Origin of the sequence: Micromonospora sp. L5, assembly GCF_000177655.2 — a bacterium.
Taxonomy (GTDB): domain Bacteria; phylum Actinomycetota; class Actinomycetes; order Mycobacteriales; family Micromonosporaceae; genus Micromonospora; species Micromonospora aurantiaca.
In genome coordinates, this window is record NC_014815.1 from 6,145,822 (window position 1) to 6,170,091 (window position 24,270).

The window sequence follows — 24,270 nt, forward strand, 5'->3', positions numbered from 1 at the left end:
CCGGGTGCGGTGGCTACCTCGCGCAGGCGACGCCGTTGAGGGTGAACGCCGCCGGTGCGGCCGTGTTGCCGGTGTGGTTCGCCTGGAAGCCGAGGCTGACCGAGGCGCCGGGCGCGATGGTGGAGTTGTAGGAGACGTTGCGGGCGGTCACCTGACCGGAGCCGGGCGAGTAGGTGGCGTTCCAGCCAGAGGTGATGGTCTGCCCGCCCGGCAGGGTGAAGACCAGCGACCAGCCGTTGATCGCGCTGCCGCCGGTGTTGGTGAGGGTGAGGTCTTCGGTCAGGCCGGTGTTCCAGGCGTTCACCGTCGCGGTGACCTTGCAGGTGACGCCGGACGGCGGCGGGGTGGTCGGGCCGGGGGTGGTCGGCGCGGGCGTGGTGGGCGGCGGCGTCGTGCTCTGGAACTGGGTGAAGAACTGCCACGTCTCCCCCGGCAGCCAGGTACGCGAGCCGCTGTCACCCGGCGCGCCGTCCTGCGGGGCGGCGATGTGCCCCTCGTCGAAGGCCGCCCACACCACCGGGTACCCCGCCCGGCAGCCCGTGTACGTGGTGGTGCGGTGGCTCAGGCTGCCCTGGCCCGGCTCGGGCGGGTTCTGCGTGGCGCAGCCGTTGTTGCGGACGAACCGGTCGCGCATCGTCCGCCCGCCGGCGATGCCGAGGACGCCGTCGCGGATGCCGTGCGCGGCGAAGTACGCGATCGGCTGCGTGCCGCCGCTGCATCCGCTGAGCTGGCCGCCGGCGTAGACGGCCACCGCCCGGAAGACGGTGGGCCGGGCGCAGGCGACCGCGTAGCTCATGGCGCCGCCGTAGCTGAACCCGAGCGCGAAGCGCTGGCTGGTGTCCACACACAGGCCGGCGTCGACACGGCGCAGGATGTCGTCGACGAAGGTGATGTCCTCGCCGCCGGCGTTGGCCCAGCCGTTGTTGAGCCCCTGCGGCGCGACGAAGATGGTGCTGTTGTTCGCCAGCCGCTGCAACCCGTAGTACGACCACACGTCGCGTTGGACGGTCTGACCGGTGGCGACGTCGGTGGCGGTGCCGCCGCGCCAGTGGAAGCCGACGACCAGCCGGTACTGGCGGTTGACGTCGTAGCCGTCGGGCACCCGCAGGATGAACGTGCGGTTCTTGCCGCTGCTGGTGACGGTGTGCGTCCCGCTGGCCAGCGTCGGGGCCTTCCCGCAGCCGGCCGTCGCGGCCGCCGCGCCGACGTCCGCGGCCCGGGCGCTGCCGCCCAGTGAGCCGCCGACCATGGCGGCGCCCATGCCCAGGGCCAGCAGGATCGCGGCGGTGACCGACCCGGCTCTCGTTCTGCGCTTCGACATCTGAGGTCTCCTCCGGTGATGGTGGGGTGGGCCGGTCTAGCGGAACTGCCACCAGTTGACGTTGAGCAGGTAGCCGCTGCCGCCGGCGAAGCGCAGGAACACGTCCTGGGTGCCGGTGGCGCCACTGACCGGGCAGGTGACCGTGGTCCACGTCTGCCAGCCGCCGGTGCCGCCGACGGCGCAGGTGCCGGCCACGGCGCCGGTGGGGCTGCCCAGCCGCACCTCGATCCGGCCGCCGGCCGTCGCCGAGGCCACCCGGGCGGTTAGCGAGCCGGCGCCGGCGCCGAACGCGACGCCCTTGACCTTGATGTAGTCGCCGTTCTCGATCCAGCCGACGTTCATCCCGCCCTCGCTCGACGGTTCCGTCTCGACGCCGGCGGACCAGGCGATCGTCTCCGCCTCCTGGCGCACGTACGGGTTGAGCGTGCCGACCTGCGGTGCGCCGGCGCTGGTCATGTTGATCGTCGGGATGGTGCCGTCGGAGCGGTAGCTGAACTTCTCCACCGCCACGGACCGGGTGAAGCCGCCGCCGCCCGGCAGCGCGCCGTTGTGGTAGAAGAAGTAGGAGCCGCCGTTGAAGTCGATGATCGAGGCGTGGTTGGTGAAGCTGCCGCCCTGGCGGGGCATGATCGTGCCGCGGTAGGTCCACGGACCGGTCGGGCCGGGTGCGGTGGAGTAGCCGATGAACTCCGAGCAGCACTCGGCCGCGAAGACGTTGTAGTAGGTCCCGTTGCGCTTGTAGACCCAGGGCCCTTCCTCGTACAGCGTGGGACGGCTGGTGTTCCCGCTGCGGGCGCCGAAGCCCGCTGTGGTCAGCGGGATCTGGGTCGGGCCGCCGGAGAACGACATCATGTCGGCGTTCAGCCGCACGTACCAGAGGTTCGGGTTCCCCCAGTACAGGTACGCCTGCCCGGTGTCGTCGACGAAGGCGTGCGGGTCGATCTCACCGTTCTCCACCAGCGGACGGCCGATGGCGTCCCGGAACGGGCCGGTCGGGCTGTCGGAGACACCGACGCCGATCGCCATCCGGCCGGTGGCCCGGTTCTTGACCGGGACGTACCAGTAGAAGCGGCCGTTGCGGTAGACGGTCTGGCCGGCCCACGCGTCGGCGCTGGCCCAGCTGAAGGTGGCCAGGTTCATCGGCGAGCCGTGGTCGGTCCAGTTGACCATGTCGGCCGACGAGTAGACCCGCCACTCCTTCATGGTGAAGTAGGTCGAGCCGTCCTCGTCGTGGCCGGTGTAGAGGTAGACCCGGCCGTTGTGCACCAGCGCCGCCGGGTCGGCCGTGTAGATGGTCTGGACGACGGGGTTGTCCGCGTGGGCGACAGCAGGCGTCAGCGCGACCGCGCAGAGCATGCTCGCGAACAGCGCGACGCCGCGTCGCAGGAGTCTTCTGGTCATGACGGCCTCCTCGGTCAGGGCGTGATGCGGAAGGTGGCGTCCTGGCGGTCGCTCGCGCTCGACGCCGAGCCGAGTGGGTCGATCCGCAGCAGGTAGTTGGCGTGCCGCAGGTAGCGGTCCGGGAAGTTGTGCGACCGGAACGACGTCCACGAGGCGTCGGCGAGTCCCGCGGTGCGGTGGAAGGTGGCGTCCGCCCGGAACGTGGCCGACCCGTCGTTCGGGTCGAGGCGGATGGCGTAGTTGCTGTGCCGCAGGAAGCTGCCCGGCCGGTTCACCGACTCGAACGACACGGCGGCGGGGTCGGCCAGGCCGGCCACCATCCGCCACATCTGGTCCTGGTAGGGATCGAACGGGTACGCGTCGACGCGGCCGACCCCGTTGCTGTGCCGTACCACGTGGTCGGGCAGGTTCGACGACTTGAGCCGGACCCAGTTCGGGGTGCCCCACCGGGAGATCATCGCGTTGTACTCGGCGTCGCTGATCCCGACGATCGAGCCGTGCTTGGCGTTCAGCGGCGGCGTGTAGTCGCGCTGGTGGAGCGCGGTCCACGAGTTGCCGCCGATGTTCGAGGTGGACCAGATGTAGTAGTCGGCGTTGACCGGGCTGAACGAGTCGCCCCAGAGCCGCCAGCCGCTGCCGTCGTTGTTCTTGACCAGCAGTGGCGCCTCGATCGCGTTGCCCTGCCGCAGTCCACTGGTGTACGTGGTGAAGCTGTTCGGCGCGCCGGTCGAGGAGCGGGCGCCGTGCAGCAGGCCGGTGGACAGGTTCTTGAAGTAGAGGTACGTGGTGCCACCGTCGACGACGACGTCACCGTCGAGCACCCCGAAGCCGGGGCTGAAGAACACCTGCTGCGGGCCGACTGTGATGAAATCGCTTGTGTAGTTGACCATCAGCACGTCGCCGCCGCTGTTGCAGGAGTAGACGATGCCGTACTGGCCGCGGCCGGCGTCCCAGAACGCCGTGGGCGCCCAGGTGTGCGAGTTGGGCAGCGTGTGCATCCGGATCCGGCGGTAGCCGGTGAGAGCGGTGAGGTCGGTCGAGTCCCACACGTGCAGGTACTGGCTGTTCAGGCCGAAGTTGGTGCCCTTGAGATCGGTGGCCAGGATGACGAACCTGCCGTCCCGCTTGCGGAACACGAACGGATCCCGCAGGCCCATCTGCCCCTGCGTCGGGGTGACCACCGGGTTGTTCTGGTTCAACGGCGTCCAGTTCAGACCGTCCCGGCTCACCGCCAGGTGCAGCCCGTAGTCCGCGCCCTGGAAGTTCGGCGTCTCGGTGAAGTAGGCCATCGCGTACGCGGTGTTCGCCGCCCACGCCACGCCGGGAAGGCCGGTGACCGACGCCGCGGTGAGTGCGCCGGATGCCGCCACGGCCTTGATGAGTGCTCGTCGACTGATCGCCACGGATCGGAACCCCTCTGCCGCCACGCTCGTGCGCGTGGATGGGTGGGACGTGATGACGCGGGCCGGACCGGCGTCTGATGTCGGCAGGAAGGGCTGGTGTTAGCGCTAACAGGATGCTGCCCAGGCATCCTTTCCGTACGCGCTCCGCCACCCCACCGGCGCCGGGCTCCCGTCCGTGCGCCGCATCTGCCTATATGGACTCTCATGGATGGAGGCGTCGGCCGTCAAGATGTGACGAACAGGTTTCGCGAAAGTTCCCGCGGAAAGCCGAAGATCCACGACCCGACCCGGCGAAGTCCTCCGGGGCGCGAAATGTTATCGATAACCTTTCGCGGGCGGTCTGAGCGGCCCGTACTCGCCCTCGCGCCGCAGCCATAGACTTCCCTCGTGATCGAAGAAGGACCGCGGCCGCACCTGCGCAAGCCCCGGCGCGGTGACCTGCCCCTCGCGACGATCGCCGAACTCGCCGGAGTGTCCCCACCCACCGTCTCCAAGGTCCTCAACGGCCGGCGCGGGGTGGGCGAGCAGACCCGTCAGCGGGTGGAAGCCCTGCTCCGCGACCACGGCTACCGGCGACGGCAGACCACCGGCGCGGCCCTCTGCGTCGAGGTGGTCTTCCACCGGATGCTGTCCTCGATCGCCATGCAGATCCTGCGCGGCGTCCAGGAGGTCGCCGCCGCCCACGACCACACCGTCGGCTTCACCGACGTGCACCGGCTCGTGTCGGCCGGGCTGCCCTGGGCGGAGCAACTGCTGGTGCGGCAGCCGACCGCCGTCATCACGGCGTTCGCCCTGGTCACCGCCGAGGACGGCGAACGGTTCGAGGCCGACGGGATACCGCTGGTCGCCATCGACCCGACCGGCGACCTGTTCCCCACCCCCGCCGTCGGGTCCAACAACTGGAGCGGCGCGCTCGCCGCCACCCGGCATCTGCTCGAACTCGGCCATCGCCGGATCGGCGTGATCACCGGACCGGTCCGGGACCTGTCCGCGCGCGCCCGGCTGGACGGGTTCCACGCCGCGCTGGACTACGCCGGTGTCCCGTTCGACCAGAGCCTCGAACAGCGGGGCGTGTTCACCTTCGAGGACGGCCGCGACCTCGGCGCTCAGCTGCTCGCCCGGCCCGACCCGCCGACCGCTGTCGTCTGCGGCGACGACCTGCAGGCGATGGGCGTCTACGCGGCGGCCCGGGAGGCCGGTCTGCGGATACCGGAGGATCTCAGCGTGGTGGGCTTCGACGACATCGAGCAGGCGGCCTGGCTCGCGCCACCGCTGACCACGGTGCGGCAGCCGTTCGCCGAGATCGGCGCCACGGCCGCCCGGCTCGCCCTGACCCTGGCCGACGGCCGCGCCCCGGCCCAGGAGCGGTACGAACTCGGCACCACTCTCGTGGTACGGGCCAGCACCGCGCCGCCGTCGCGATGACCCCCGGCGGTCCTACCCCACCCGGACCGCGGCGTCCCGCATCAGCACTCCCCCACCCGTGCGCTCGACCCGGCGCGCCGAGCGGGGCGCGGGCGCGACCGGCCGGCCCACCCGGGCCACGTGCACGATCCGCTCCGGCGCCACGTCCAGCAGCGTGCCGAGCGCGTCCCGGGTGGCGGCCACGTCGACGAGCTGACTGAGCGGATGCGCGGCCAGCCCGGCCGTGTGCAGCGTCAGCCACATCCGCATGAGCACGCGTCCGAACTCGACCTGCCCGGCCGCGTCCAGACCGGGCGGCGCGACGAGCGCCAGCACCCCGCCGCCCTGCGCCAGCGGGTCACCGCCCGCGGCGGCGAGCAGCCGGGGCAGCCCCAGCGGGCGCAACGCCGGGTACGCCGCGAGCGCCGCCCGCAGTCCGGTGGCAGTGGCCCGGCCCAGCCCGAGGCACCTGTCACTGAGCCCGTCCGCCCGGTAGCGCGGGCCCGACCGGTCCAGGCGCAGCCAGCGGCGCAGCTCCGCGACCACCGCCGGGTCGGCGTACACCTGCCGGTCGGCCGTGCGCAGCAACGCGCGCAGCCGCCCGGCCGCCGGCACGGCACGGACCGCGCCACCGGCCCGCCGGGCGACCGCGTCCACGGCCGCGACCACGTCGGCGTCCGGCCCGGCGGTGAACCGGCCCCGGTGGGTACGCCGGTCCCACACGTCGGCGGTGCGGAACGGCGTCCGGTACGGCTGCCGTCCCGGCCGTAGCCGCCCCACCCGCCGGTCGGACTCGTCGTGGTCGGCGGCCCAGTCCAGCCGCAGCCCCGCGTCGGCGGCGACGATGAGGCAGGTCTCCACGAACGCGCCCAGCGACAGCCGCAGGTCGCGCCCGGTCGGGTCGCCCGCGGGAAGCGCGTCGGCCGGATCCCAGCCGACGGTGATCGCCCAGCGCTCGTAGCGCAGCCGCCACGGCTGGGTGTTGTGTGCGCTCGGCGCCCGCCAGCACAGCGGCTCCAGCGCGTGGAACGCGGCGAGGTCCATGCTCACCGCTCCCTGGCGTAGAACGCGTAGCCGTGCAGCGGGCGCCCGCCGAGGCGCCGGTACTGGGCCGCCGACGCCGGGTTGTCCCGCCCGACGTACGTGCTGCGCAGCGCCGTGTAGCCGCCGTCGTGCAGGTTGTGGTGCAGGTGCGCGGAGAGCAGCCGCTGGTAGCCGCGCCCCTGGAACTCCGGCACCACGCCCTTGACGATCAGCACTGCCTCCCGCCGGTACCGGCGGCGGGTGGCCAGCAGCCGAAGCTGGTTGACCGGGTTCAGGTCGCCGCGGACCGCGACCAGGAAGTCGCTGATGTCCGGCACGCAGAGCACGAACGCCACCGGCCGCCCGTCGCGGGTCAGGTAGAGCAGGAGCGACTCGTCCAGCAGGTACGCCAGGCCGTCGGTCTGCCGCCGCAGTTGCGCCGCGGAGATCGGCGTGTAGTAGCCGAGCTGGGCGAAGGAGTCGTTGAGCATCCCGCGCAGCAGGTCGAGCTGCTCGTCGAGCCGCCGCGTGTTACCCCGGTGCAGTTCCAGCCGCGCGCCGTCGGGCTGGACCCCCAGCGCGGGCGGCGGCTCGACCGGCGGCGGGACCGGGCAGATCCACGTGTCGGAGACGAACCGCCCGGCGAACCCGTTCTCCTCGTACGCGTCCGGGTAGTACGGCGGGTTCCACGCGCTGTCCACGAAACCCCGGTCGGCGTACCCGGAGGTGATCACGCCGCCGGCCTGGTTGGGCAGCAGCGCCACCGGCCCGAACAGCAGGTCCCGGCCCGGCGTCGCGTACGCGCCGATCGCGTCGAACAGCGGCCCGGCCGCGGGCGCGGTGAACTCGGTGAGCCCGAACAGCTGGCAGCGGCGGCCCAGCTCGGCGTCGAAGTCCGCGTCGGTGTGCAGTGTGGTCCGCCCGGCCACGGTGCCGGTGGCGTCGCGCAGCACGTACATCGGCACGCCGTCGCGCCACCAGCGGCGGATCTGCTGCCGGGGCGTCGGCACGTACCGGGGCTCGTCGGCGTACAGCCGGTCGGTGAGGGCGAGGAAGTCGCGCAGGCCGCGCCGGCCGGTCACGCGCTCGAACCGGTGGCCGGTCACCGGCGCACCGCCGGTCCGGTCGTCTCCGCGCCCAGCGGCGTGAACCGCTCGATGTGGCCCATCGCGCCGTCCTCGGCCCGCCACGCGCCGTTGGAGTAGCCGTCCGGGGAGGCGGTGTAGAGCCGGATGAACCCGGCGGTGGCGTTGCGGTCGCCGTCGGTCAGCCACATCATCAGCTTGCGGTGGTGCCGGGTCCGGGCGAAGCGCAGCAGCGCGTCCCGGTCGGTGAAGAACGCGATCGTGCCGAGCGTCAGCGGGAACTGCCAGTAGACGGTGTGCCAGCAGTAGCCGGACATCCGGCGCATGTCGCGCACCATCCGGATCCAGTCGGGGGCCAGGCGCAGCAGCACCAGCGGGTTCGCGTACCGGGTGCCGCCGATGAACATGGCGCCGGCGCGGGCCTGCGCGGGGGCGCGGGAGAAGTCACGGGTACGCATCGCTCACCTCACCAGGTAGACGTTCTTGAGCTTCTGCATGTCGGCGAACGGGCCGCCGTCCGGTTCGTGCAGCTCGACCCGCAGGTCGCCGGCGGTCGGGTCCTCCACCAGGGACTGCGCGAAGTCCCGCGACACCGAGGTCAGGTGCGCGCGTACCCCGTCGCGGCAGGCGTCGGCGAGCGCCGCGCGTGCCGCGGCGTCCAGCGGGCGGCGCAGCTCGACGTGGATCACCGGCCGGGTCTCCAGCGCCGCGTCCTCGTGCAGCGTGAGACAGAACCTGTTGATCTCGGCGGCGTACGGGTTGCCGGTGTAGAGGCCGTACTCGACGTCCTGCGGGTAGAGGTTCGCGCCCAGGTAGGACACGGTGGAGTCGCTGCGGCCGAACAACAGCAGCAGCGGCAGCGTCATCCGCTCCTCCGCCACCGCGGTACGGAACTCGGCGCGGCGTACCGGGTCGGCGTTGGCCAGCTCGACGATCCGCCGGTACGGCACCAGCAGCGCCTCGTCGCCGACGTTGTAGCGCAGCCGGGGCTGGAGCACGTGCGGGCTGGCCACAGTGCAGAGCAGTTCCCGCCGCTCGTTCGTCTCCAGGTAGGTGGCGAACGGGTTGTACTGGAACACCATCGGCAGCCGCTGCTCGCCCCGGCCGAGCAGTTCCGCGCGCAGTCCCGCGTCGGTGCGCAGCCGCCGCCGCAGCCACACCGTGAACCGGGTCTCCGCGCCGATGCCGATGGTCAGGTCCGACGCCCCGTACGCCGAGCGCACCCGCACGAACCGCTGCTCCAGGTAGTCGCGCAGTGCCTCGGTCATCCCCTCGCCGCCGCAACTGGCGAAGATCCGGTACCGCGACCACTGGAAGTCCTCGGCGTCGAGCCGGTCCCGCAGGTGCTTGAGGAACGGCGGGTACGCGGTCACCAGGTAGTCGTGGCCGGGACCGAACTCGCGCAGCGTGTCGACGATCTTCCCGAGGTCCGGGCCGGTGTTCTTCACGGTCGCGATCCGGGCCATCGCCGCACCGGTGGTGGTGCCGGTCGCCCAGGCGCCCATCGAGTACGCGTTGATCACGAACGGCCGGCGCATCGGGAACGCCAGTCCGGTGTAGCCGGCGATGTCCCGGTGCACCGCCCGTAGTTCCCGCTCGCCGCGTGGCCAGTTGAACGGCCGCCCGGACGAGCCGGCCGACTCGTCGACCACCACGCCCCGATCCGGCATCCGCCCGTCCCGGCAGCGGGCGGAGGCGTCGTACGCCATGACGTACCCGTGCTTGTCGGTCTCCGGGAAGTCCCGCAGCCGGCGGCGCAGGCCGCCCGGGCGGGCCCGCAGGAACGCCTGGTAAGCAGGCACCCGCCGGGCGGCCCGCACGCAGGTCGACCGCGCGTTCGCGGCGGCGAGCCGGTCGAGGACCGGGTGGTGGCGCCGGGCCAGCCAGCGCCAGCCGGCCGGGTGGTGGGCGACGAGCCGGGCCAGCGCGGCGACCGCGCGGCCGGCGGGGGCCAGCGCGGCCTCGGCGGGCAGGGGCGTGTCGACGGTACGTGCAGCGGCGTGTCGGTGCAGCGTCTCGGCCATGACAAGCATCCTGTCGACGCCGCCGCGCCCGCACATGAGCGACGGGACGGTACTGCGCTGAGTACGCGTACCCAGTCACCGCCGGATGGCGAGCCGAGCTCGCCATCATTACCGTCAGTCACCATCGCGACACATGCCTAGCCCGCCGCCCGGAGCCGGGTGGAGACTCCGCCGCATGGAGAACGTGGAGCGTGAGCGCACGAACGAGCGCTTCGAGAAGGTGGCCGAGGAGACCTCGGAGACCGTGACCCACGCGGCCACGGTGCTGGAGGAGGAACTCGCGGCGGGGCTGGCCGGCGCCCGGCGGCTCGAGGAGAAGCTGACCGAGAGCCGGCGCGTGGACCCGGAGGCGTTCGACGAGCTCGTCGCCCGGGTCCGCACCGACGGGCACGCCCTGATCGACACCGTGGTCGGGCAACTGAAGATGGCCGACGACCAGCGCGGCGAGGTGATCCGGCGGTACACCTCGGATGCCCACGACGCGCTGGACACCGTACTCAATCTGGCGCGGCTGGCCCCCGAGGTCGCAAACGGGCTCGCGGACCGGCTCGCGTCGCCGGCCCCGAAGCGGCCGACGGACCGGTAGCCGCGCGATGGCGCCGACCACCGGGGTGGCCGGCGGGCACGTGGAACGGATGCTGGAGCGCTATCGCGGGCTCGCCCTCGGCGCGCTGCTCGACGACGTGCCCGACGGCGGCCCGCGATACCTCTACGACCTGGTCGCGGAGTACCCACGGCGGTGGGGCAAGGGGCTGCGCGCCGCGCTGTGCCTGGCCACGTGCCGGGCGTTCGGCGGCGGCGACGCGGTGGGCCTCAACGCCGCGGTGACTGTGGAGCTGTTCCACAACGCCTTCCTCATCCACGACGACATCCAGGACGAAAGCGAGCAGCGGCGCGGTGGGCGGACCCTGCACGCCGAGTACGGCGTGGGCGTGGCCCTGAACGTCGGCAATATGACGAACCTGCTGGCGTTGCGGCGGCTGGCGGCGAACCGGGCGGCGCTCGGCTCCGGGATCGCCTGGCGGCTGTTCACCGAGACCGAGCTGATGATGCGCCACTCGCTGGAGGGGCAGGCCATCGAGATCGGCTGGATCCGCGACAACGTGTGCGACCTGGACGCCGACGACTACTACCGGATGTGCCTGAAGAAGACGTCCTGGTACACGTGCATCTACCCGTGCCGCACGGGGATCCTCGTGGCGACCGGCCGGGAGAACGCGGTCGACGTGCTGGACCGCTACGGCTGGTACCTGGGTGCGGCGTTCCAGATCCAGGACGACGCGCTCAACCTCACCGGCGACTACGCCCGGTACGGCAAGGAGATCGCCGGTGACCTGTGGGAGGGCAAGCGCACGCTGATCCTGATCGACTTCATGCGGCGGTGCACACCGGAGGAACGCGAACGGCTCGTCCGCCTGCTGAGCCGGACCCGTGCGGAGCGCACCGACGCCGAGGTGCGCTGGCTGCACGGGCGGCTGCTCGCGTACGACTGTGTGGAGTCGGCGCGGCGCAGCGCCCGGGATCTCGCGCTGGCCGCCCGGCGCGAGGGTGAGCGGGCGCTGGGCGACGCTGCCGACACCGACGACGGCCGTTTCCTGCTGGAGCTGACCGACTACGTGGTGGAACGCGCGCGTTAGCCGCCCAGGATGCCGCGCAGCCAGGTGAGCTGTTCGCGCTGGTGCTCGGCCTCGCCGCCCTCGTGGTCGTTGAACTCGTACACCCGCACGTCCTTGTCGCCGCCGTAGCGGTGGTAGGCGGCGAAGCAGGTCGACGGTGGGCAGACCTGGTCCCGCAGGGCGATCGAGAACAGCGCCGGCGCGGTCGCGCGCGGCGCGAGCACCGCGGCGTCCAGGTAGGACAGGGTGCGGAACACCTGGTCGGCGCGGTCGCGGTGCAGCGCGAGGTAGTCGACGACCTCGGCGTACGGGCTGTCCGGGCCGGCGACGCGCACGCCCCGGCGGATGTCGCACAGGAACGGCACGTCCGGCATGACGGCGGCGACGTCCGGGCACAGCGCGCCGGCGGCGAGAGCGAGGCCGCCGCCCTGGCTGAAGCCGGTGACCGCCACCCGCGCGAGGTCGACGGCGGGGTGCCGCCGGGCGGCCTCGGCGAAGCGCACCGCGTCGGTGATGAGCCGCCGGTAGTAGTGGTCGGCCGGGTCGGCGACGCCCCGGGTGAGGAAGCCGGGCACGGTGCCGGTCGGGTAGGGGTGCGGGTCGGGCGTGCCGCCGGTGGCGGCGCTCCAGCCCTGGCCCCGGCTGTCCATGATCAGGTGCGCGAAGCCCGCCGCCGCCCAGAACAGCTTCTCGTGCGCCAGGCCGCGGCCCCGGCCGTAGCCGAGGTACTCGACCAGGCAGGGCAGCGGCCCGTCGGCCCCGGCGGGCAGGTGCAGCCATCCGCGTACCGGTTCGCCGCCGAAGCCGGGGATCGTGGCGGCGTACGTGCGGATCTGGGTCAGGCCGGTGTCGACCGGCTCGTAGACCGCCGCCTCCGGGTCGCCGCCGCCGCCGAGGGTGCGCGACCAGAACGCGTCCAGGTCCGCCGGCACGTCCAGCTCCGGCCGGTACGCGAGGCAGCCGGCCAGGTCGAGGTCGGTCAGCGGCACGACGCGGCCTCCCGTACGGCGGAGGCGAACCAGCCGGTGATGGTGCTCGGGTGGGTGATGGCGGTGCCGACCACCACCGTCCACGCGCCCGCCCGCAGCGCCTGCGCGGCCTGCTCCGGCGTGTGGATGCGTCCCTCGGCGACCACCGGGACGTCGACCGCGGCGGCGAGCCGGGCGACCAGGTCCAGGTCCGGCCCGTCGCCCTTGGTGGTGTACGCGGTGTAGCCGGCGAGCGTGGTGCCGACCAGGTCGGCGCCGGCGGCGGCCGCCGCGATGCCCTCGTCCAGCGTGGAGCAGTCGGCCATCACCAGCGCGCCGGTGCGCTCGTGCACGGCCGCGATCGTGTCGGCGAGGGTGCGGCCGTCGGGCCGGGGCCGGGACGTGCCGTCGAGCGCGACGACGTGCGCCCCGGCGTCGGCGACGGCGAGCGCGTGCTCCAGCGTCGGGGTGATGAAGACGTCGTCGTCGCCGTCCTTCCAGAGCCCGATCAGCGGCAGGTCCACCGCCGCGCGGATGGCGGCGATGTCAGCCAGTCCCTGGGCGCGGATGCCGGCGGCGCCGCCCCGGGCGGTGGCGAGCGCGACCCGGCGCATGGTGTCCGGGTCGCGCATGGGCTCACCCGGGTACGCCTGGCAGGAGACGACCAGGCGGTCACGGAGCTGGTCGACGAGCGCGTTCATGAGACCTTCCAGGCGAGCGAGGCGGCGCCGAGCAGCGGCGCGTCGGGGCCGAGGGTGGAGGCGAGCACGGGCACGCCGGCCAGGCCGGGCAGCGTCTCGGCGCGCACCGCGTCGCGCAGCGCCCGCCACCACGGCTCACCGAGGCCGGTGACGCCGCCGCCGATCACCACGGCGGCGGGGTCGAGCACGTTGACCAGGCCGCCGACGGCGGAACCGGCAGCCGCGCCGCCGAGCCGGACGACCTCCCGGGCCGCCTCGTCGCCGTCCGCGGCGAGCGCGGCGACGGCCCGCAGGTCGGCCACCGGCCGGCCGGTACGCCGGACGTACTCGGCGGTGAGTGCGGGACCGGCGGCGATCGCCTCCAGGTGCCCGCGCCCGCCGCACGTGCAGGCAAGCGTTCCGGCGTACGGGGACGGCTGGTGCCCGGCGTGCCCGGCGGCGCTGTGCGCACCGGCGAGCACTGTGTCGCCGAGGACGAACGACGCCCCGACACCGGTGCCGACGGCGACGTAGAGCACTGTGTCGTACCCGGCGGCGGCGCCGTGACGCGCCTCGCCCAGCGCGTGGGCGTGCACGTCGTTGATCACGGTGACCGGCACGCCCAGGCGCCGGCTCAGGTCGCCGCGCAGATCCGTGCCGGTCCACCCGGTCAGCACGTCGGTGGCGGACAGCACCAGGCCGGAGCCGCTGTCGATGACTCCGGCGCTGCCGACGCCGAGCGCCCGTACGACGCCCGGTGCATCCGCCCGCAGCTTCTCCACCAGGCCGGCGGCGGTGTCGAGCACCGCGGCGGCGCCGGAGCGACCAGGCGTCGGCGCGGTGCGCCGGCCGACGACCTCGCCGGAGGCGGTGACCAGGGCGGCGGTGGTCTTGGTGCCGCCGATGTCGAGCGCGGCGACCAGACCGGTCGTGCTCACCTCGGGCATGGTCAGAGCAGCCCGGCCAGTTCCAGCTGGGTACGCACGCGGCCCGTCTCGGCGGCGTCCAGCGGCCGCAGCGGCAGCGACACCGCGTTGCCGGCGATGACGCCGAGCAGGGACAGCGCGGTCTTGAAGGCGCCGACGCCCCGGGTGGCGCCCGCCGAGGTGGCCGGGTCGGCGGCGTCGACGATGCGGAACAGCCGGGTCAGACGGTCCTGCTCCCGGCGGGCGGCGGCCCAGTCGCCGGCCATGCAGGCGCGGTGCAGCCGCACGTACCCGGCCGGGTCCACGTTGCCCAGTCCGGGCACCGAGCCGGAGCCGCCCGCGAGCATCATCGCGTCGACCACCACCTCGTGGCCGGTGAGCAGGCTGAAGTCGCGCTCCGGCGCGTGCTCGGCGACGGCGAGCGCCAGCTGGCGGAACGCGACGTCGTCACCGCTGGAGTCCTTGACACCTGCGAGCACGCCGTCGGCGGCGAGCCGGGTCAGCAGGTCGACGGAGAGCTTGCTGTGCACGCAGACCGGGATGTCGTACGCCAGCAGGGGAAGCTCGACCGCCGCGGCGACCGCGCGGAAGTGCCGCTCGATCTCGTGCGGGCCGACGATGGCGTAGAACGGCGCGGTCACGACCAGGCCGTCCGCGCCCAGCCGGGTGGACGCCTCGGCCCGCTCCACGACCCGGCGGGTGGTGGGTTCGATGCAGCCGGCGATGACCGGCACGGCACCGCCGGCGGTCTTCACGATGGTCTCCAGGGCCAGGTCCCGCTGCCGGTCGGTGAGGAAGACCGTCTCGCCGGAGCTGCCGAGGGCGAAGATGCCGTCGACGCCGGCGTCGAGCAGCCACTCGACCAGCCGTTCCAGCGAGTGGACGTCGACCTCGCCCTCATCGGTCAGGGGGGTCACGGCCGGCGGCACGACTCCGGCGAACCGCGGGGCTGGGGTGGTCACAGGTTCTCCTCGACAGACTCAGTTGTGGTGCGGCCGGTCGCCGAGGTGGCGAGCGCGACCAGTTCGGTGTTGGCGGTTCCGGCGGGCACCGGGTGGTGGCAGCGGAACTCGTGGCCCTCGCCCTCGGCGGGGCGCGGCGCCGGCATGTCCACGGCGCAGCCGTCGGTGGCGGCCCAGCAGCGGGTCCGGAACGGGCAGCCGCTCGGCGGCCGGGTGGCCGACGGGACCGGGCCGACGAGCGGAATGGGCTCGATCGGGGAGAGCAGGCCCGGCGTGGCCGAGAACAACGCCCGGGTGTACGGGTGCCGGCCACCCTCGGGCAGCAGGTCGGCGGGCGTCTGCTCGACGATGCGGCCCAGGTACATGGTGACGACCCGGTCGCTGACCCGCTTGACGGTCTGGATGTCGTGCGACACCAGCACCATCGCCAGGCCGAGCCGGTCCTTGAGGTCCAGCAGCAGGTTGAGGATCTGGGCCCGCACCGACACGTCGAGCGCGCTGGTCGGCTCGTCGGCGATGACCAGTCCCGGTTCCAGGGCCAGCGCGCGGGCGATTGACACCCGCTGGCGCTGGCCGCCGGAGAGCTGGCTGGGCAGCACGTCGGCGACCGAGCGGGGCAGGCCCACCAGGGCCATCAGCTCGGCCACCCGCTGCTCGCGCTGCTGCCGGGTGCCCCGGCGGTGCACGTCGAGCGGGTCGCGCAGGATGTCGCGTACCGGCATGCGGCGGTTCAGCGAGGTGGCCGGGTCCTGGAAGATCATGCCGACGCCCGCGCCGATGTGCTCACGCCGCTCGGCGGCGCTCATCGACCACACGTCCTTGCCGGCGAACGACACCGTGCCGGCGGTCGGCCGTTGCAGGCCGACGAGCACCTTTGCGAGCGTCGACTTGCCGCAGCCGGACTCGCCGACGATGCCGACCGTCTCGCCGGCCCGGATGACCAGGTCGGCGCCGGTGAGCGCGTAGACCTTCTCCCGGCTGAACATGCCGCCGCCGCGCGCGGCGTGCACCACGTGCACGTCGCTCAGCTCGGCGATCGGCCGGTGCTCGGCGGTGGCGCTCATCGGGCCAGCTCCTTCTCGCTGACGGTGACGGCGGGGTGGTGGCAGGCGTACCCGTGGCCGTCCGTCCCCTCCAGGGCGGGTGCGGTGTCCCGGCAGATCTCGGTCGCCATCGGACAGCGGTCGGAGAACCGGCAGCCCTTCGGGAAGTCGGCGGGTGACGGCACCACGCCGCGGATCTGGGTGAGCCGTTCCGCGCCGGTCTCCAGAGACAGGACGGAACCGAGCAGGCCGCGGGCGTAGTGGTGGGCGGGTGCCTCCATCACGTCGGCGGTCACGCCGGTCTCCACGATCTGCCCGCCGTACATCACCACGACCCGGTCGGAGACGTCGCTGACCAGGGCGAGGTCGTGGCTGACCAGGATGAGGGCGAAGCCGAGCCGCTCGCGCAGGTCCAGCAGCAGCTTCATCACCTGGGCCTGCACGGTGACGTCGAGCGCGGTGGTCGGCTCGTCCGCGATGATCAGCTTCGGGTCGCGGGACAGCGCCATGGCGATCACCACGCGCTGCCGCTGCCCACCGGACAGCTCGTGCGGGTACGCGGCGAGCGTGCGCTGCGGGTCCAGTCCGACCAGCCGCATCAGTTCCTCGGCCGAGCGGGTGCCGCCGCGGCGGATCATCTGGGCGAGCTGGGCGCCGACGCGCAGCGCCGGGTTCAGCGCCGACAGCGCGTCCTGGTAGACCATGGCGATCTCGCGGCCCATCAGGGCGCGGCGGCCCCTGGCGTTCAGCGTCAGCAGGTTCGTGTCCTGGAAGCGGATCTCGCCGCGTACCCGGGCGCCCTGCGGCAGCAGGCCCATCACCGCGAGGACGCTGAGCGACTTGCCGGAGCCCGACTCCCCCACCAGGCCGACGACCTCGCCGGGGCGGACGTCGAAGGAGAGCCCGTCGACGATGTCCACGCCGCGGTGGCGGCCCTCGAAGCCGATGGACAGGTCGCTGACCTGAAGGACCGGCTTGCCCTGCGGCAGCGGACGAGCGCGTTCGCGCAGCCGCTGCGCCGCCTCGGCGAGACCCGGCAGCTCGACCACCTCGCCGGTGCCGGGCTTCGCCTGCTCCAGCGCGTCACCGCTGGTGGTGGACGTGGCACGGCGCGCGGCCGGGGCGGCCCACGCGTCGGACATGCCCTCGGAGAGCACGTTGAGCGCCAGCACGGTGAGCAGGATCAGCAGGCCGGGGAAGAACGTGGCCCACCAGCCGCCGATCTGCACCATCTCCTTGCCGAACGCGATCACCGAGCCCCACGAGGAGGCCGCCTCCTGCGGGGCGAGACCGCCGCCGATGAAGGACAGCGACGCCTCGAAGACGATCGCGTCGGCCACCATGACGGTGACGAAGACGAGGATCGGGGCGGCGCAGTTGCGCAGGACGTGCCGCCAGAGGATGTGCGGTCGCCGGGCACCGATGATGCGCTCGGCGGCCACGTAGTCCTCGCCGTACTGGGACAGCACGTTGGCGCGGACGATGCGCGCGACCGACGGCGTGAACACGAAGCCGATCGCGATGACGAGGACCAGCAGGCTGTTCTTGCCGAACGAGATGATCAGCAGCGCGGAGAGCACGATCGTGGGGAAGGCCATGACCACGTCGAGGCAGCGCATGATGATCTCGTCGACGACTGTGCGGCTGCTGCCGGCGACGGCGCCGAGGATCGCGCCGAGCACCAGCGCGATGCCGGCCGCGCCGAACCCGACGATCAGGGAGCGCCGGGTGCCGGCGACCAGCCGGGAGAAGACGTCGCGGCCGAGCTTGTCCAGGCCGAACCAGAAGTCGCCGTTCGGGCCGGTCAGCGCCGGTCCGAGCCCTGTCTGGGTGGGGTCGTGGCGCAGCAGCAGCGGGGCGAGCACGCCGACCACGACGATGAGCGCGACGAAGCCGAGCGCGAACCGGGCCGCGAGACCGAGCCGGGCGAAGGCCATGCCGGGGCGGGACAGCCGCGTGGTGAGGGACCGGCGCATCAGTGGCCTCCGCGCAGTCGGGGGTTGGCGAAGAGGTAGAGGATGTCGACGACCAGGTTCACCAGGACGAAGCACAGCGCGATGGTCAGCACGGTGCCCTGGGCGAGCGCGGTGTCGTTCTGCTGGACGGCGCTCATGATCTGGGTGCCCATGCCTGGTAGCGAGAAGATGGCCTCGATGACGACGGTGCCGCCGATGAGGTAGCCGATCCGCAGGCCGAGCGCGGTGAGCGGGTTGACCAGCGCGTTGCGCAGCACGTTGCGGCCGATCACCACGCGCGGCGGCAGTCCGGCGCCGATCGCGGTGCGGACGTAGTCCTTGTCGAGTTCCTCGACCATCGACGTGCGGACGATGCGGGCCAGCGAGCAGCCGACCGGTACGGCCAGCGCCAGAGCGGGCATGGCCAGCGACTGCAACCACAGACCGACCGAGTCGGCGGGGTTGACGTAGCCGCCGGTCGGGAAAATCGGTCGGCGGACGGAGAACTCCTGGATGAACAGCAGGGCCAGCCAGAACGAGGGCGTGGCGATGCCGGCCATGGAGACGATCCGGATGACCTGGTCGGGCCAGCGGTCCCGGTACAGGGCGGCCGGGATGCCGAGCGCCAGCGCGATGACGAGCGCGCCGACGACGCCGAGCGCGGTGAGCTGGATGGTCAGCGGCAGCGCCATGGCGATCTTCTCGGCGACCGGGACCGACGGCGGGAACGTCATGCCGAGGTCGCCGCGGACGAGGTCGCCGAGGAAGTGCAGGTAGCGCAGCGGCAGCGGGTCGTTCAGGCCGTTGGCGGCACGGAACGCCTCGACCTGCGCCGGCGTGGCCTGGTCACCGAGGACTGACAACGCCGGGTCGATCGGGGAGAACTGCATGATCACGAAGACGAAGAGCGTGATGCCCAGCACCAGGGGGATCAGCGTCAGGAATCGTCGTGCGACCAGGTTCAGGACGGTCAGCATGGATTCTCTTTCTCGTGGCGGGGCGCCGGGACGCCCGCCCGGCCGCACGGGTCACGTGGGCCGGGCGGGACGTCTGCGGGGCCGGAACCCCGCGCGTGGGCTCAGCCGGTCCGGCCGGTGCCCAGGAAGTACAGGCCGGTGGTGGAGGCGCCGGAGAAGCCGTCCACCTTGGCCGGGTCGTACGCGGTGACGACCTTGGTGTGCAGGATCGGGTACAGCGGCACCTGGTCCGCCGCCATGTCCAGGGCCTGCTTCCACAGCGCCTTGCGGGCCGTCTCGTCGGAGGTCTGCGCGGCCTTGTCCAGCAGGTCGCCCATGGCCTTGCGGTCGGCGTCGCTCCAGCGGTAGCGCTGGCCCGGCCAGGTCTCGCCGAAGTAGTACCAGCGCATCAGCAGGTCGGTGTCGACGCCGAAGACGCTCGGGTCACCGGTGGCCATGAGCACCCGGAAGGTGTCCTTGGGGACGATGTCGCCGTAGATGGCCGAGGACGGCACGGTGTTCAGCGTGGCGTTGACGCCGATCTTCTTCCACTGCTCGATGACCAGCGGGGCGACGTCCTTGACCACCGAGCTGTCGGTGGTGTCGAGCCGGAACGACAGGTTGGTGACGCCGGCCTCCTGGAGCAGGGCCTTGGCCTTGTCCGGGTTGTAGTCGTAGACGGTGGCGGCCTTCTGGTAGGCCTTGTTGCCCTCGTCGAGGTAGCTGGTCGCCGGGCTGCCGTAGCCGTTGAGCGCGGTCTTGATGACCGCTTCCTTGTCGATGGCGTAGTGCAGGGCCTGGCGCACCCGCTTGTCGCTGAACGGCGCGGCGGAGTTGTTGAACATGAGGAAGACCTGGTTGAAGGCCTGCTTCACGTCGATCGTGTACTTGTCCTTGAGCGAGTCGACGTTCAGGTAGGGCACGGCCTCGATGGCCTGAACCCGGCCGCCCTGCAGGTCCGACACGCGGGCCGACGCCTCGGTGGTGGTGTTCCACGTCATCGTCTCGACCTTGGCGGCGCGCGGGCCGTTGTAGTTCGCGTTCTTGCTCAGCTTGATGCCGGATTCCTTGGACGCGCTGTCCACCTTGAACGGGCCGGAGCCGATAGGGGCGGTGTCGAACGCCTTGGCCGCGGCGGCGTCGCCGGTCTTGGCCTTGGGGACGATCTTGATGACCGCGATCCGCTCGCTGAACAGGGCGAACGGGTACTTCAGCTTGAACTCGACGGTCGTCGCGTCCTTGGCGGCGACGCTGTCGAGGAACGACACGAAGCCCTGCATCAGCGGCGGCGCCTTCGGGTCCGCGGGCTTGAGCACGCGGGTGAAGGACCAGGCCACGTCCTCGGCGGTGACCGGGGTGCCGTCGGAGAACTTCGCCCCGTCACGCAGCGTCACGGTGTAGGTCCGGCCGTCGGCCCCGGGGGTCGGGTCGCTCTTGGCCAGGGCGTTGTAGGGTTCCCGCGTGATCGGGTCGAGGTCGACGAGGCCCTCGAAGACGTGCTGGTTGACCGCCGTCGCCACGGCCGAGGAGGCGTTGCTGGGATCGAAACCGCTGGAGAGCGTGAAGGCCAGCGTGGCCTCGATGGACGTGCCCCCCTTCCCGTCGCCCACGGCGTTGGTCGAGGCGGGACCGCCACTGCAGGCCGCCAGCGCGACCGCGAGGCCACCCGCGAGGGTGGCGACGGCCAGGGAGCGGACGCGGCCCCGGGGGACGCGCCGGCTCCTCGACGGCTTACCGGTGGTGCTCACGTAGCTGCCTCCATAGGCTCTTCATGCGCTCGCGTGACCGCTCGCGCTCGGGGATGTGAAGCATAAGGTGTATGACGTCTGACGTCTGATGCCGGTAGGGTGAGGGTGTCAGATTCGGGAACGAAGGGCAAGGGGCAGATGACGACCATTGACGCCAGTCCGCTACGCGGCGCCGAGCGGCCCAGCCCTCGCAGGCAGGAGGTCGCCACCAGGATCAAGGAGTACATCCTGCGCAACCGCCTGAAGCCGGGAAACCTCCTGCCCACCGAGGCGGAACTGTGCGAGGCCGTCGGCGCCAGCCGATCCAGCGTCCGCGAGGCCGTCAAGATCCTCTCCGCGCTCGACATCGTCGAGGTGCGCCACGGCCACGGCACGTTCGTCGGCCGCATGTCCCTCAACGCCCTGGTGGAGAGCCTGACCTTCCGCGGGCTGCTCAGCGGCGAGGACGACCACCGCGTACTGGCCCAGGTCGTCGACATCCGCCAGACGCTGGAGCAAGGGCTGGCCGCCACCGTCATCGACGCGCTGGACGAGCAGCACCGGTCGGAGCTGTCCGCGCTCGCCGACGAGATGCACAGCCGGGCGGCCCGGGGCGAGGACTTCCTCGACGTCGACCGCGCGTTCCACCTGAAGCTGATGGAACCCCTCGGCAACGACCTGCTGGTCCAGCTGACCGAGGCGTTCTGGCAGGTGCAGGCCATCGTCGCGCCCACGCTGCAGACCGAGCCGGAGGACCGGGTCATCACCGCCCAGCGGCACCAGGCGATCGTCGCCGCCCTCACCGCCGCCGACGCGGCGGCGCTGCGCTCGGCCGTCGCCGAGCACTACGCGCCCATCCGGGCGAGCATCGCCCGCGCCGCGCAGACCTGATCCGCCGTACGCCGGGGCCTGTCGTTCGAGCCTGATCGAAGGTCTCTGTCCCGGGGCTCGCCCCGTGCCGAAGCTGTCTTCTGACGGGCGCATCGGGCGCCCCGGACGGCCGAGGTGCATGTCATGGCGGTGGTGTCGCGCCGAACGCGGTCATTGTGGTACGCCGTCGCGGTCCCCGTCGCTCTCGCGGCGGCGGTGGCCGGGGCGCTGGGCGCCCGCCCGGACATCGCGCCGCCGTCCGAGGGTCACGCCTCGGCCGGGCCGCCCGCGGCGAGCGCGGCCGCCGTGCCGGTCCCGCCCGTCTCCGGTACGCCCGCCGAGGTGCGGTACGCCGCCACGCAGGCGCTGATCCGCGACTGCATGCAGCGTCGCGGATTCCGCTACTGGCCGGTGCCCCGGCAGCCGGTGCCGGAGCTGCGCGAATTCCCGTACGTCCTCGACGACGTGTCCTACGCCCGCCGGCACGGATACGGCACCGCCCTGGAACGCCGCCTCCAGGAGACGATGGCGGCCGACCCGAACGCGCGGTACGTACGGGACCTGCCCCCGGAGCGCGGCGCCGCCGCCGTACGCGCGGTGAACGGCGACCCCGGCGAGCCCGACGCCCTGCGCGCGACGCTGCCGGCCGGCGGGGTGCTGCGCCGCAGCAGTCACAGCTGCACCTCCGAGGCGGAGCGACAGCTCTATCGCGACCTGCCCGGCTGGTACCGCGTCACCAGGATCACCGACAACCTGGCCGGGCTGCGCGTCGGCCGGGTGCTCGCCGACCCCCGCTACGCCGACGGTGTGAGGGCGTGGCGGCGGTGCATGCGCGCCGCCGGGCACGACTCCGCCGACCCGGCATCGGCCCGCGCGTCGGCACCCGAGCCGACGTCCGGCTCCGTCACGCCCGGCGAGATCCGGCTCGCGGTGTCCGAGGCGACCTGCGCGACGCGCACCGGGCTCGGCCGGCTCGCCCGGCGGCTCGACGCCGAGCACCGCCGCGCCCTCGACCGGCAGTTTCACACCGAGGTCGCCGAACGGCTCCGCCTGGAGGCCGCCGCGCTGCCGCGGGCCCGCGCCGTGCTGGCCGCCGGCTGATCCACCCCAAGACTTCCGTGGCTGCCCGCCACGGCAGAACCCGACCGGAGGGAAGCACCATGAGAGCAGTACGGTCCGTGCTGGCCACAGTGGCCGCGGCGGCAGCCGCGCTGGCCTTCACCGCCACCGCCGCCCAGGCCGCGCCGCGGCCGACCCCGCACGCCGACGCGCAGCGTGCCGCCGCGGGCAGCGGCTACCTGTACGTCAGCCAGGACGCCAACTGGGCCGGCCGGTGGTGCTGGTGGTACAACGCCGACAACAACTGGGACACGATCAACACGGCGGAGAACGCCAACTGCGACAACAACAACCGGGCCAGCATGCGCAACCTGGCGTCCTCGGCGTGGAACGACTCGAACGGCGGCCGGCCGGTCGCCCTCTACATCCACCCCGACTACACCGGCGCGTACGCCTGCCTGGGCGCCGGCGACGCGTGGGACAACCTCACCGGCGTCTGGTTCAGCTGGGGCTCCAACCGGGACGGCTACATGGCGAACGCCAACGACAACATCGCCTCCCACCGGTGGCGCACGAGCTGCAGCGCGGGCTGAGCCGACACACGGCGGGGCGGCAGCCGTGCGGCTGCCGCCCCGCCCTATCCCTATTCAGTGATAGATGTCAATGTCGCAGACGAGACTGAGTGCGACGGCACACGTCGGAACACTGTGCGTCATGGGTACCCTGCGCATCCACTTCACGGCCGGGGACCTCAGCCGCACCCGGCTGGCGGCCCGGCCCGATCCACTGTGGGAGATCATCTGCAGCCTGCACCGCCTCCAGACCCGGGCCGGTTACGCGGGTTACGCCCGGTGGCACCGGCAGATCCGCCCGGACCTGGAGCGGGCCGGTCTCGTCCCGGTCGTCCGCGAACGGCTGCTGCCCGTCGCGCCGCTCAAGCGGTACTTCCCCGACTTCCTCACCCCCGGCCCGGTCACCGATCTCGACGAGGGGATCGACCGGGTGCTCGGCACCCCGGCCCGGCGGATCCGCACCGAACTGGGGCGGATGGTGACGCCCGTCGACAGCGCCTGGCTGGTCGACCTGGCCGCCGGCCGGCCCGCCGCGCGACACGGCCTCGGCGACGCGCTGCGCGCCTACTTCCGGGTCGCGCTCGCTCCGTACTGGACGCAGATCACCGCCGCCGTCTCCGGCGACCGGGCGCTGCGCGGGGCCTGGGTCCTCGACAGCGGCGCCGGGCAGATCCTCGACGACCTGAGCCCGGAGACCTCCTGGGATCCGCCGGTGCTGTCCGTGCACGGCTACCCGGAGGACCGGGACATGCATCTCGACGGCCGGGGCATCACGCTGGTCCCGTCGTACTTCTGCTGGCACGCGCCGATCACACTGGCCGATCCCGAACTGCCGCCGACGCTCGTCTATCCGGCGCGCCGGCAGCGACCGGAACCGGCGCCGCCGGCGGGCTCGCAACGCCGGCTCGGTCCGCTGCTCGGCCACACCCGGGTGGCGGTCCTGCGCGCCGCCGCGAGCGGCGCCACCACCGGCGAGCTGGCCCGGCGCGCCCGCATCTCGCCGGCCACGACCAGCCATCACACCACCATCCTGCGCGAGGCCGGGCTGATCACCAGCCAGCGGCACGGCAACCTCATGCTGCACCGGCTCACCGCGATGGGCGAGGCGCTCCTGGGCGAGACGCCCGGGCAGGACGGCTGAAGGCTCGCGAACCGGACGGGGACGTCGACCGGAACCGATCCTTGACGGGCCGGGGTGAAGCCGCCTAGCGTGCAGACATCGGACATCTGACGTCAGATTGATGCCCGATTTCCCCTCCCCCGTCCCCGGAAGGA

At 72.7% G+C, this 24,270-nt stretch carries 22 protein-coding genes; 7 read left to right on the top strand and 15 right to left on the bottom strand.

What is annotated here, in order from left to right; all coding sequences use genetic code 11:
• Window positions 1–13 precede the first annotated feature (13 nt).
• From ML5_RS28365 to ML5_RS28375, 3 genes are read right to left on the bottom strand one after another with little or no spacing between them, the layout of a single operon-like run.
• A complete protein-coding gene (locus ML5_RS28365; RefSeq protein ID WP_013477135.1) occupies window positions 14–1,321 on the bottom strand; it encodes a cellulose binding domain-containing protein in 1,308 nt (435 codons plus the stop codon).
• Window positions 1,322–1,357: 36 nt separating this feature from the next.
• The gene (locus ML5_RS28370) at window positions 1,358–2,722 is read right to left on the bottom strand and encodes a glycoside hydrolase family 43 protein (RefSeq protein ID WP_013477136.1); all 1,365 of its coding nucleotides are present in this window, start codon (window positions 2,720–2,722) and stop codon (window positions 1,358–1,360) included.
• 14 nt (window positions 2,723–2,736) lie between these two features.
• A complete protein-coding gene (locus tag ML5_RS28375) occupies window positions 2,737–4,125 on the bottom strand; it encodes a glycoside hydrolase family 43 protein (RefSeq protein ID WP_013477137.1) in 1,389 nt (462 codons plus the stop codon).
• Between the two features lie 387 nt (window positions 4,126–4,512).
• Between ML5_RS28375 and ML5_RS28380 the strand changes: the two genes are divergently transcribed.
• Entirely contained in the window at window positions 4,513–5,550 is a 1,038-nt protein-coding gene (locus ML5_RS28380) for a LacI family DNA-binding transcriptional regulator (protein ID WP_013477138.1), read from the top strand.
• A gap of 12 nt (window positions 5,551–5,562) precedes the next feature.
• Here ML5_RS28380 and ML5_RS28385 read toward each other — a convergent pair whose 3' ends face one another.
• Genes ML5_RS28385 through ML5_RS28400 form a run of 4 tightly spaced genes read right to left on the bottom strand, consistent with a single transcriptional unit; the run spans window position 5,563 to window position 9,661 of the window.
• Window positions 5,563–6,573, bottom strand: a complete 1,011-nt coding sequence (locus tag ML5_RS28385) for a nitroreductase (RefSeq protein ID WP_013477139.1) — start codon at window positions 6,571–6,573, stop codon at window positions 5,563–5,565.
• A gap of 2 nt (window positions 6,574–6,575) precedes the next feature.
• The gene (locus ML5_RS28390; RefSeq protein ID WP_013477140.1) at window positions 6,576–7,658 is read right to left on the bottom strand and encodes a GNAT family N-acetyltransferase; all 1,083 of its coding nucleotides are present in this window, start codon (window positions 7,656–7,658) and stop codon (window positions 6,576–6,578) included.
• Window positions 7,655–8,095: a hypothetical protein gene (locus ML5_RS28395; RefSeq protein WP_013285846.1), complete on the bottom strand. Its 441-nt coding sequence runs from the start codon at window positions 8,093–8,095 to the stop codon at window positions 7,655–7,657. The genes ML5_RS28390 and ML5_RS28395 overlap by 4 nt, the downstream gene beginning before the upstream one ends.
• A 3-nt stretch (window positions 8,096–8,098) precedes the next feature.
• Window positions 8,099–9,661: a phenylacetate--CoA ligase family protein gene (locus ML5_RS28400; RefSeq protein WP_013477141.1), complete on the bottom strand. Its 1,563-nt coding sequence runs from the start codon at window positions 9,659–9,661 to the stop codon at window positions 8,099–8,101.
• 175 nt (window positions 9,662–9,836) lie between these two features.
• Here ML5_RS28400 and ML5_RS28405 point away from each other — a divergent pair, with 175 nt between their 5' ends.
• Entirely contained in the window at window positions 9,837–10,247 is a 411-nt protein-coding gene (locus tag ML5_RS28405) for a hypothetical protein (protein WP_013477142.1), read from the top strand.
• A gap of 7 nt (window positions 10,248–10,254) precedes the next feature.
• On the top strand, window positions 10,255–11,298 hold the full coding sequence (locus ML5_RS28410) for a polyprenyl synthetase family protein (RefSeq protein ID WP_013477143.1): 1,044 nt from the start codon (window positions 10,255–10,257) through the stop codon (window positions 11,296–11,298).
• Here the strand turns inward: ML5_RS28410 and ML5_RS28415 are convergent.
• The 8 genes from ML5_RS28415 to ML5_RS28450 form a co-directional block, all read right to left on the bottom strand.
• The gene (locus tag ML5_RS28415) at window positions 11,295–12,266 is read right to left on the bottom strand and encodes an acetylxylan esterase (RefSeq protein ID WP_013477144.1); all 972 of its coding nucleotides are present in this window, start codon (window positions 12,264–12,266) and stop codon (window positions 11,295–11,297) included. The two genes, ML5_RS28410 and ML5_RS28415, sit on opposite strands and share 4 nt — an antisense overlap.
• The gene (locus ML5_RS28420; protein ID WP_013477145.1) at window positions 12,257–12,946 is read right to left on the bottom strand and encodes an N-acetylmannosamine-6-phosphate 2-epimerase; all 690 of its coding nucleotides are present in this window, start codon (window positions 12,944–12,946) and stop codon (window positions 12,257–12,259) included. The genes ML5_RS28415 and ML5_RS28420 overlap by 10 nt, the downstream gene beginning before the upstream one ends.
• Window positions 12,943–13,872, bottom strand: a complete 930-nt coding sequence (locus ML5_RS28425; protein ID WP_013477146.1) for an ROK family protein — start codon at window positions 13,870–13,872, stop codon at window positions 12,943–12,945. Before ML5_RS28425 ends, ML5_RS28420 begins: the two co-directional genes overlap by 4 nt.
• Before the next feature lie 2 nt (window positions 13,873–13,874).
• Complete coding sequence (locus ML5_RS28430) at window positions 13,875–14,813, bottom strand: dihydrodipicolinate synthase family protein (RefSeq protein ID WP_013285839.1); 939 nt, start codon at window positions 14,811–14,813, stop codon at window positions 13,875–13,877.
• On the bottom strand, window positions 14,810–15,877 hold the full coding sequence (locus ML5_RS28435) for an ABC transporter ATP-binding protein (RefSeq protein ID WP_013285838.1): 1,068 nt from the start codon (window positions 15,875–15,877) through the stop codon (window positions 14,810–14,812). The genes ML5_RS28430 and ML5_RS28435 overlap by 4 nt, the downstream gene beginning before the upstream one ends.
• Window positions 15,874–17,832: a dipeptide/oligopeptide/nickel ABC transporter permease/ATP-binding protein gene (locus tag ML5_RS28440; RefSeq protein WP_013477147.1), complete on the bottom strand. Its 1,959-nt coding sequence runs from the start codon at window positions 17,830–17,832 to the stop codon at window positions 15,874–15,876. Before ML5_RS28440 ends, ML5_RS28435 begins: the two co-directional genes overlap by 4 nt.
• Complete coding sequence (locus ML5_RS28445; protein WP_013285836.1) at window positions 17,832–18,788, bottom strand: ABC transporter permease; 957 nt, start codon at window positions 18,786–18,788, stop codon at window positions 17,832–17,834. The genes ML5_RS28440 and ML5_RS28445 overlap by 1 nt, the downstream gene beginning before the upstream one ends.
• 101 nt (window positions 18,789–18,889) lie before the next feature.
• The gene (locus ML5_RS28450; protein WP_013285835.1) at window positions 18,890–20,515 is read right to left on the bottom strand and encodes an ABC transporter substrate-binding protein; all 1,626 of its coding nucleotides are present in this window, start codon (window positions 20,513–20,515) and stop codon (window positions 18,890–18,892) included.
• A 138-nt stretch (window positions 20,516–20,653) separates the two neighbouring features.
• Between ML5_RS28450 and ML5_RS28455 the strand changes: the two genes are divergently transcribed.
• From ML5_RS28455 to ML5_RS28470, 4 genes are all read left to right on the top strand, one after another.
• Window positions 20,654–21,385 (top strand): FadR/GntR family transcriptional regulator, encoded by a 732-nt coding sequence (locus tag ML5_RS28455; protein WP_013285834.1) that lies wholly within the window; start codon window positions 20,654–20,656, stop codon window positions 21,383–21,385.
• A gap of 123 nt (window positions 21,386–21,508) precedes the next feature.
• Window positions 21,509–22,465, top strand: a complete 957-nt coding sequence (locus tag ML5_RS28460) for a hypothetical protein (RefSeq protein ID WP_013477148.1) — start codon at window positions 21,509–21,511, stop codon at window positions 22,463–22,465.
• A 59-nt stretch (window positions 22,466–22,524) separates the two neighbouring features.
• On the top strand, window positions 22,525–23,016 hold the full coding sequence (locus ML5_RS28465; protein WP_013285832.1) for a hypothetical protein: 492 nt from the start codon (window positions 22,525–22,527) through the stop codon (window positions 23,014–23,016).
• 121 nt (window positions 23,017–23,137) lie between these two features.
• Window positions 23,138–24,136 (top strand): helix-turn-helix domain-containing protein, encoded by a 999-nt coding sequence (locus tag ML5_RS28470; RefSeq protein WP_013477149.1) that lies wholly within the window; start codon window positions 23,138–23,140, stop codon window positions 24,134–24,136.
• The last annotated feature ends 134 nt before the right edge of the window (window positions 24,137–24,270 follow it).

What these genes read in the sequence shown, in the direction of transcription:
- ML5_RS28365 (WP_013477135.1), bottom strand. Translation starts at nt 1,321, where the DNA reads ATGTCGAAGCGCAGAACGAGAGCCGGGTCGGTCACCGCCGCGATCCTG.
- ML5_RS28370 (WP_013477136.1), bottom strand. Translation starts at nt 2,722, where the DNA reads ATGACCAGAAGACTCCTGCGACGCGGCGTCGCGCTGTTCGCGAGCATG.
- ML5_RS28385 (WP_013477139.1), bottom strand. Translation starts at nt 6,573, where the DNA reads ATGGACCTCGCCGCGTTCCACGCGCTGGAGCCGCTGTGCTGGCGGGCG.
- ML5_RS28395 (WP_013285846.1), bottom strand. Translation starts at nt 8,095, where the DNA reads ATGCGTACCCGTGACTTCTCCCGCGCCCCCGCGCAGGCCCGCGCCGGC.
- ML5_RS28400 (WP_013477141.1), bottom strand. Translation starts at nt 9,661, where the DNA reads ATGGCCGAGACGCTGCACCGACACGCCGCTGCACGTACCGTCGACACG.
- ML5_RS28405 (WP_013477142.1), top strand. Translation starts at nt 9,837, where the DNA reads ATGGAGAACGTGGAGCGTGAGCGCACGAACGAGCGCTTCGAGAAGGTG.
- ML5_RS28410 (WP_013477143.1), top strand. Translation starts at nt 10,255, where the DNA reads ATGGCGCCGACCACCGGGGTGGCCGGCGGGCACGTGGAACGGATGCTG.
- ML5_RS28420 (WP_013477145.1), bottom strand. Translation starts at nt 12,946, where the DNA reads ATGAACGCGCTCGTCGACCAGCTCCGTGACCGCCTGGTCGTCTCCTGC.
- ML5_RS28425 (WP_013477146.1), bottom strand. Translation starts at nt 13,872, where the DNA reads ATGCCCGAGGTGAGCACGACCGGTCTGGTCGCCGCGCTCGACATCGGC.
- ML5_RS28435 (WP_013285838.1), bottom strand. Translation starts at nt 15,877, where the DNA reads ATGAGCGCCACCGCCGAGCACCGGCCGATCGCCGAGCTGAGCGACGTG.
- ML5_RS28440 (WP_013477147.1), bottom strand. Translation starts at nt 17,832, where the DNA reads ATGCGCCGGTCCCTCACCACGCGGCTGTCCCGCCCCGGCATGGCCTTC.
- ML5_RS28445 (WP_013285836.1), bottom strand. Translation starts at nt 18,788, where the DNA reads ATGCTGACCGTCCTGAACCTGGTCGCACGACGATTCCTGACGCTGATC.
- ML5_RS28455 (WP_013285834.1), top strand. Translation starts at nt 20,654, where the DNA reads ATGACGACCATTGACGCCAGTCCGCTACGCGGCGCCGAGCGGCCCAGC.
- ML5_RS28460 (WP_013477148.1), top strand. Translation starts at nt 21,509, where the DNA reads ATGGCGGTGGTGTCGCGCCGAACGCGGTCATTGTGGTACGCCGTCGCG.
- ML5_RS28465 (WP_013285832.1), top strand. Translation starts at nt 22,525, where the DNA reads ATGAGAGCAGTACGGTCCGTGCTGGCCACAGTGGCCGCGGCGGCAGCC.
- ML5_RS28470 (WP_013477149.1), top strand. Translation starts at nt 23,138, where the DNA reads ATGGGTACCCTGCGCATCCACTTCACGGCCGGGGACCTCAGCCGCACC.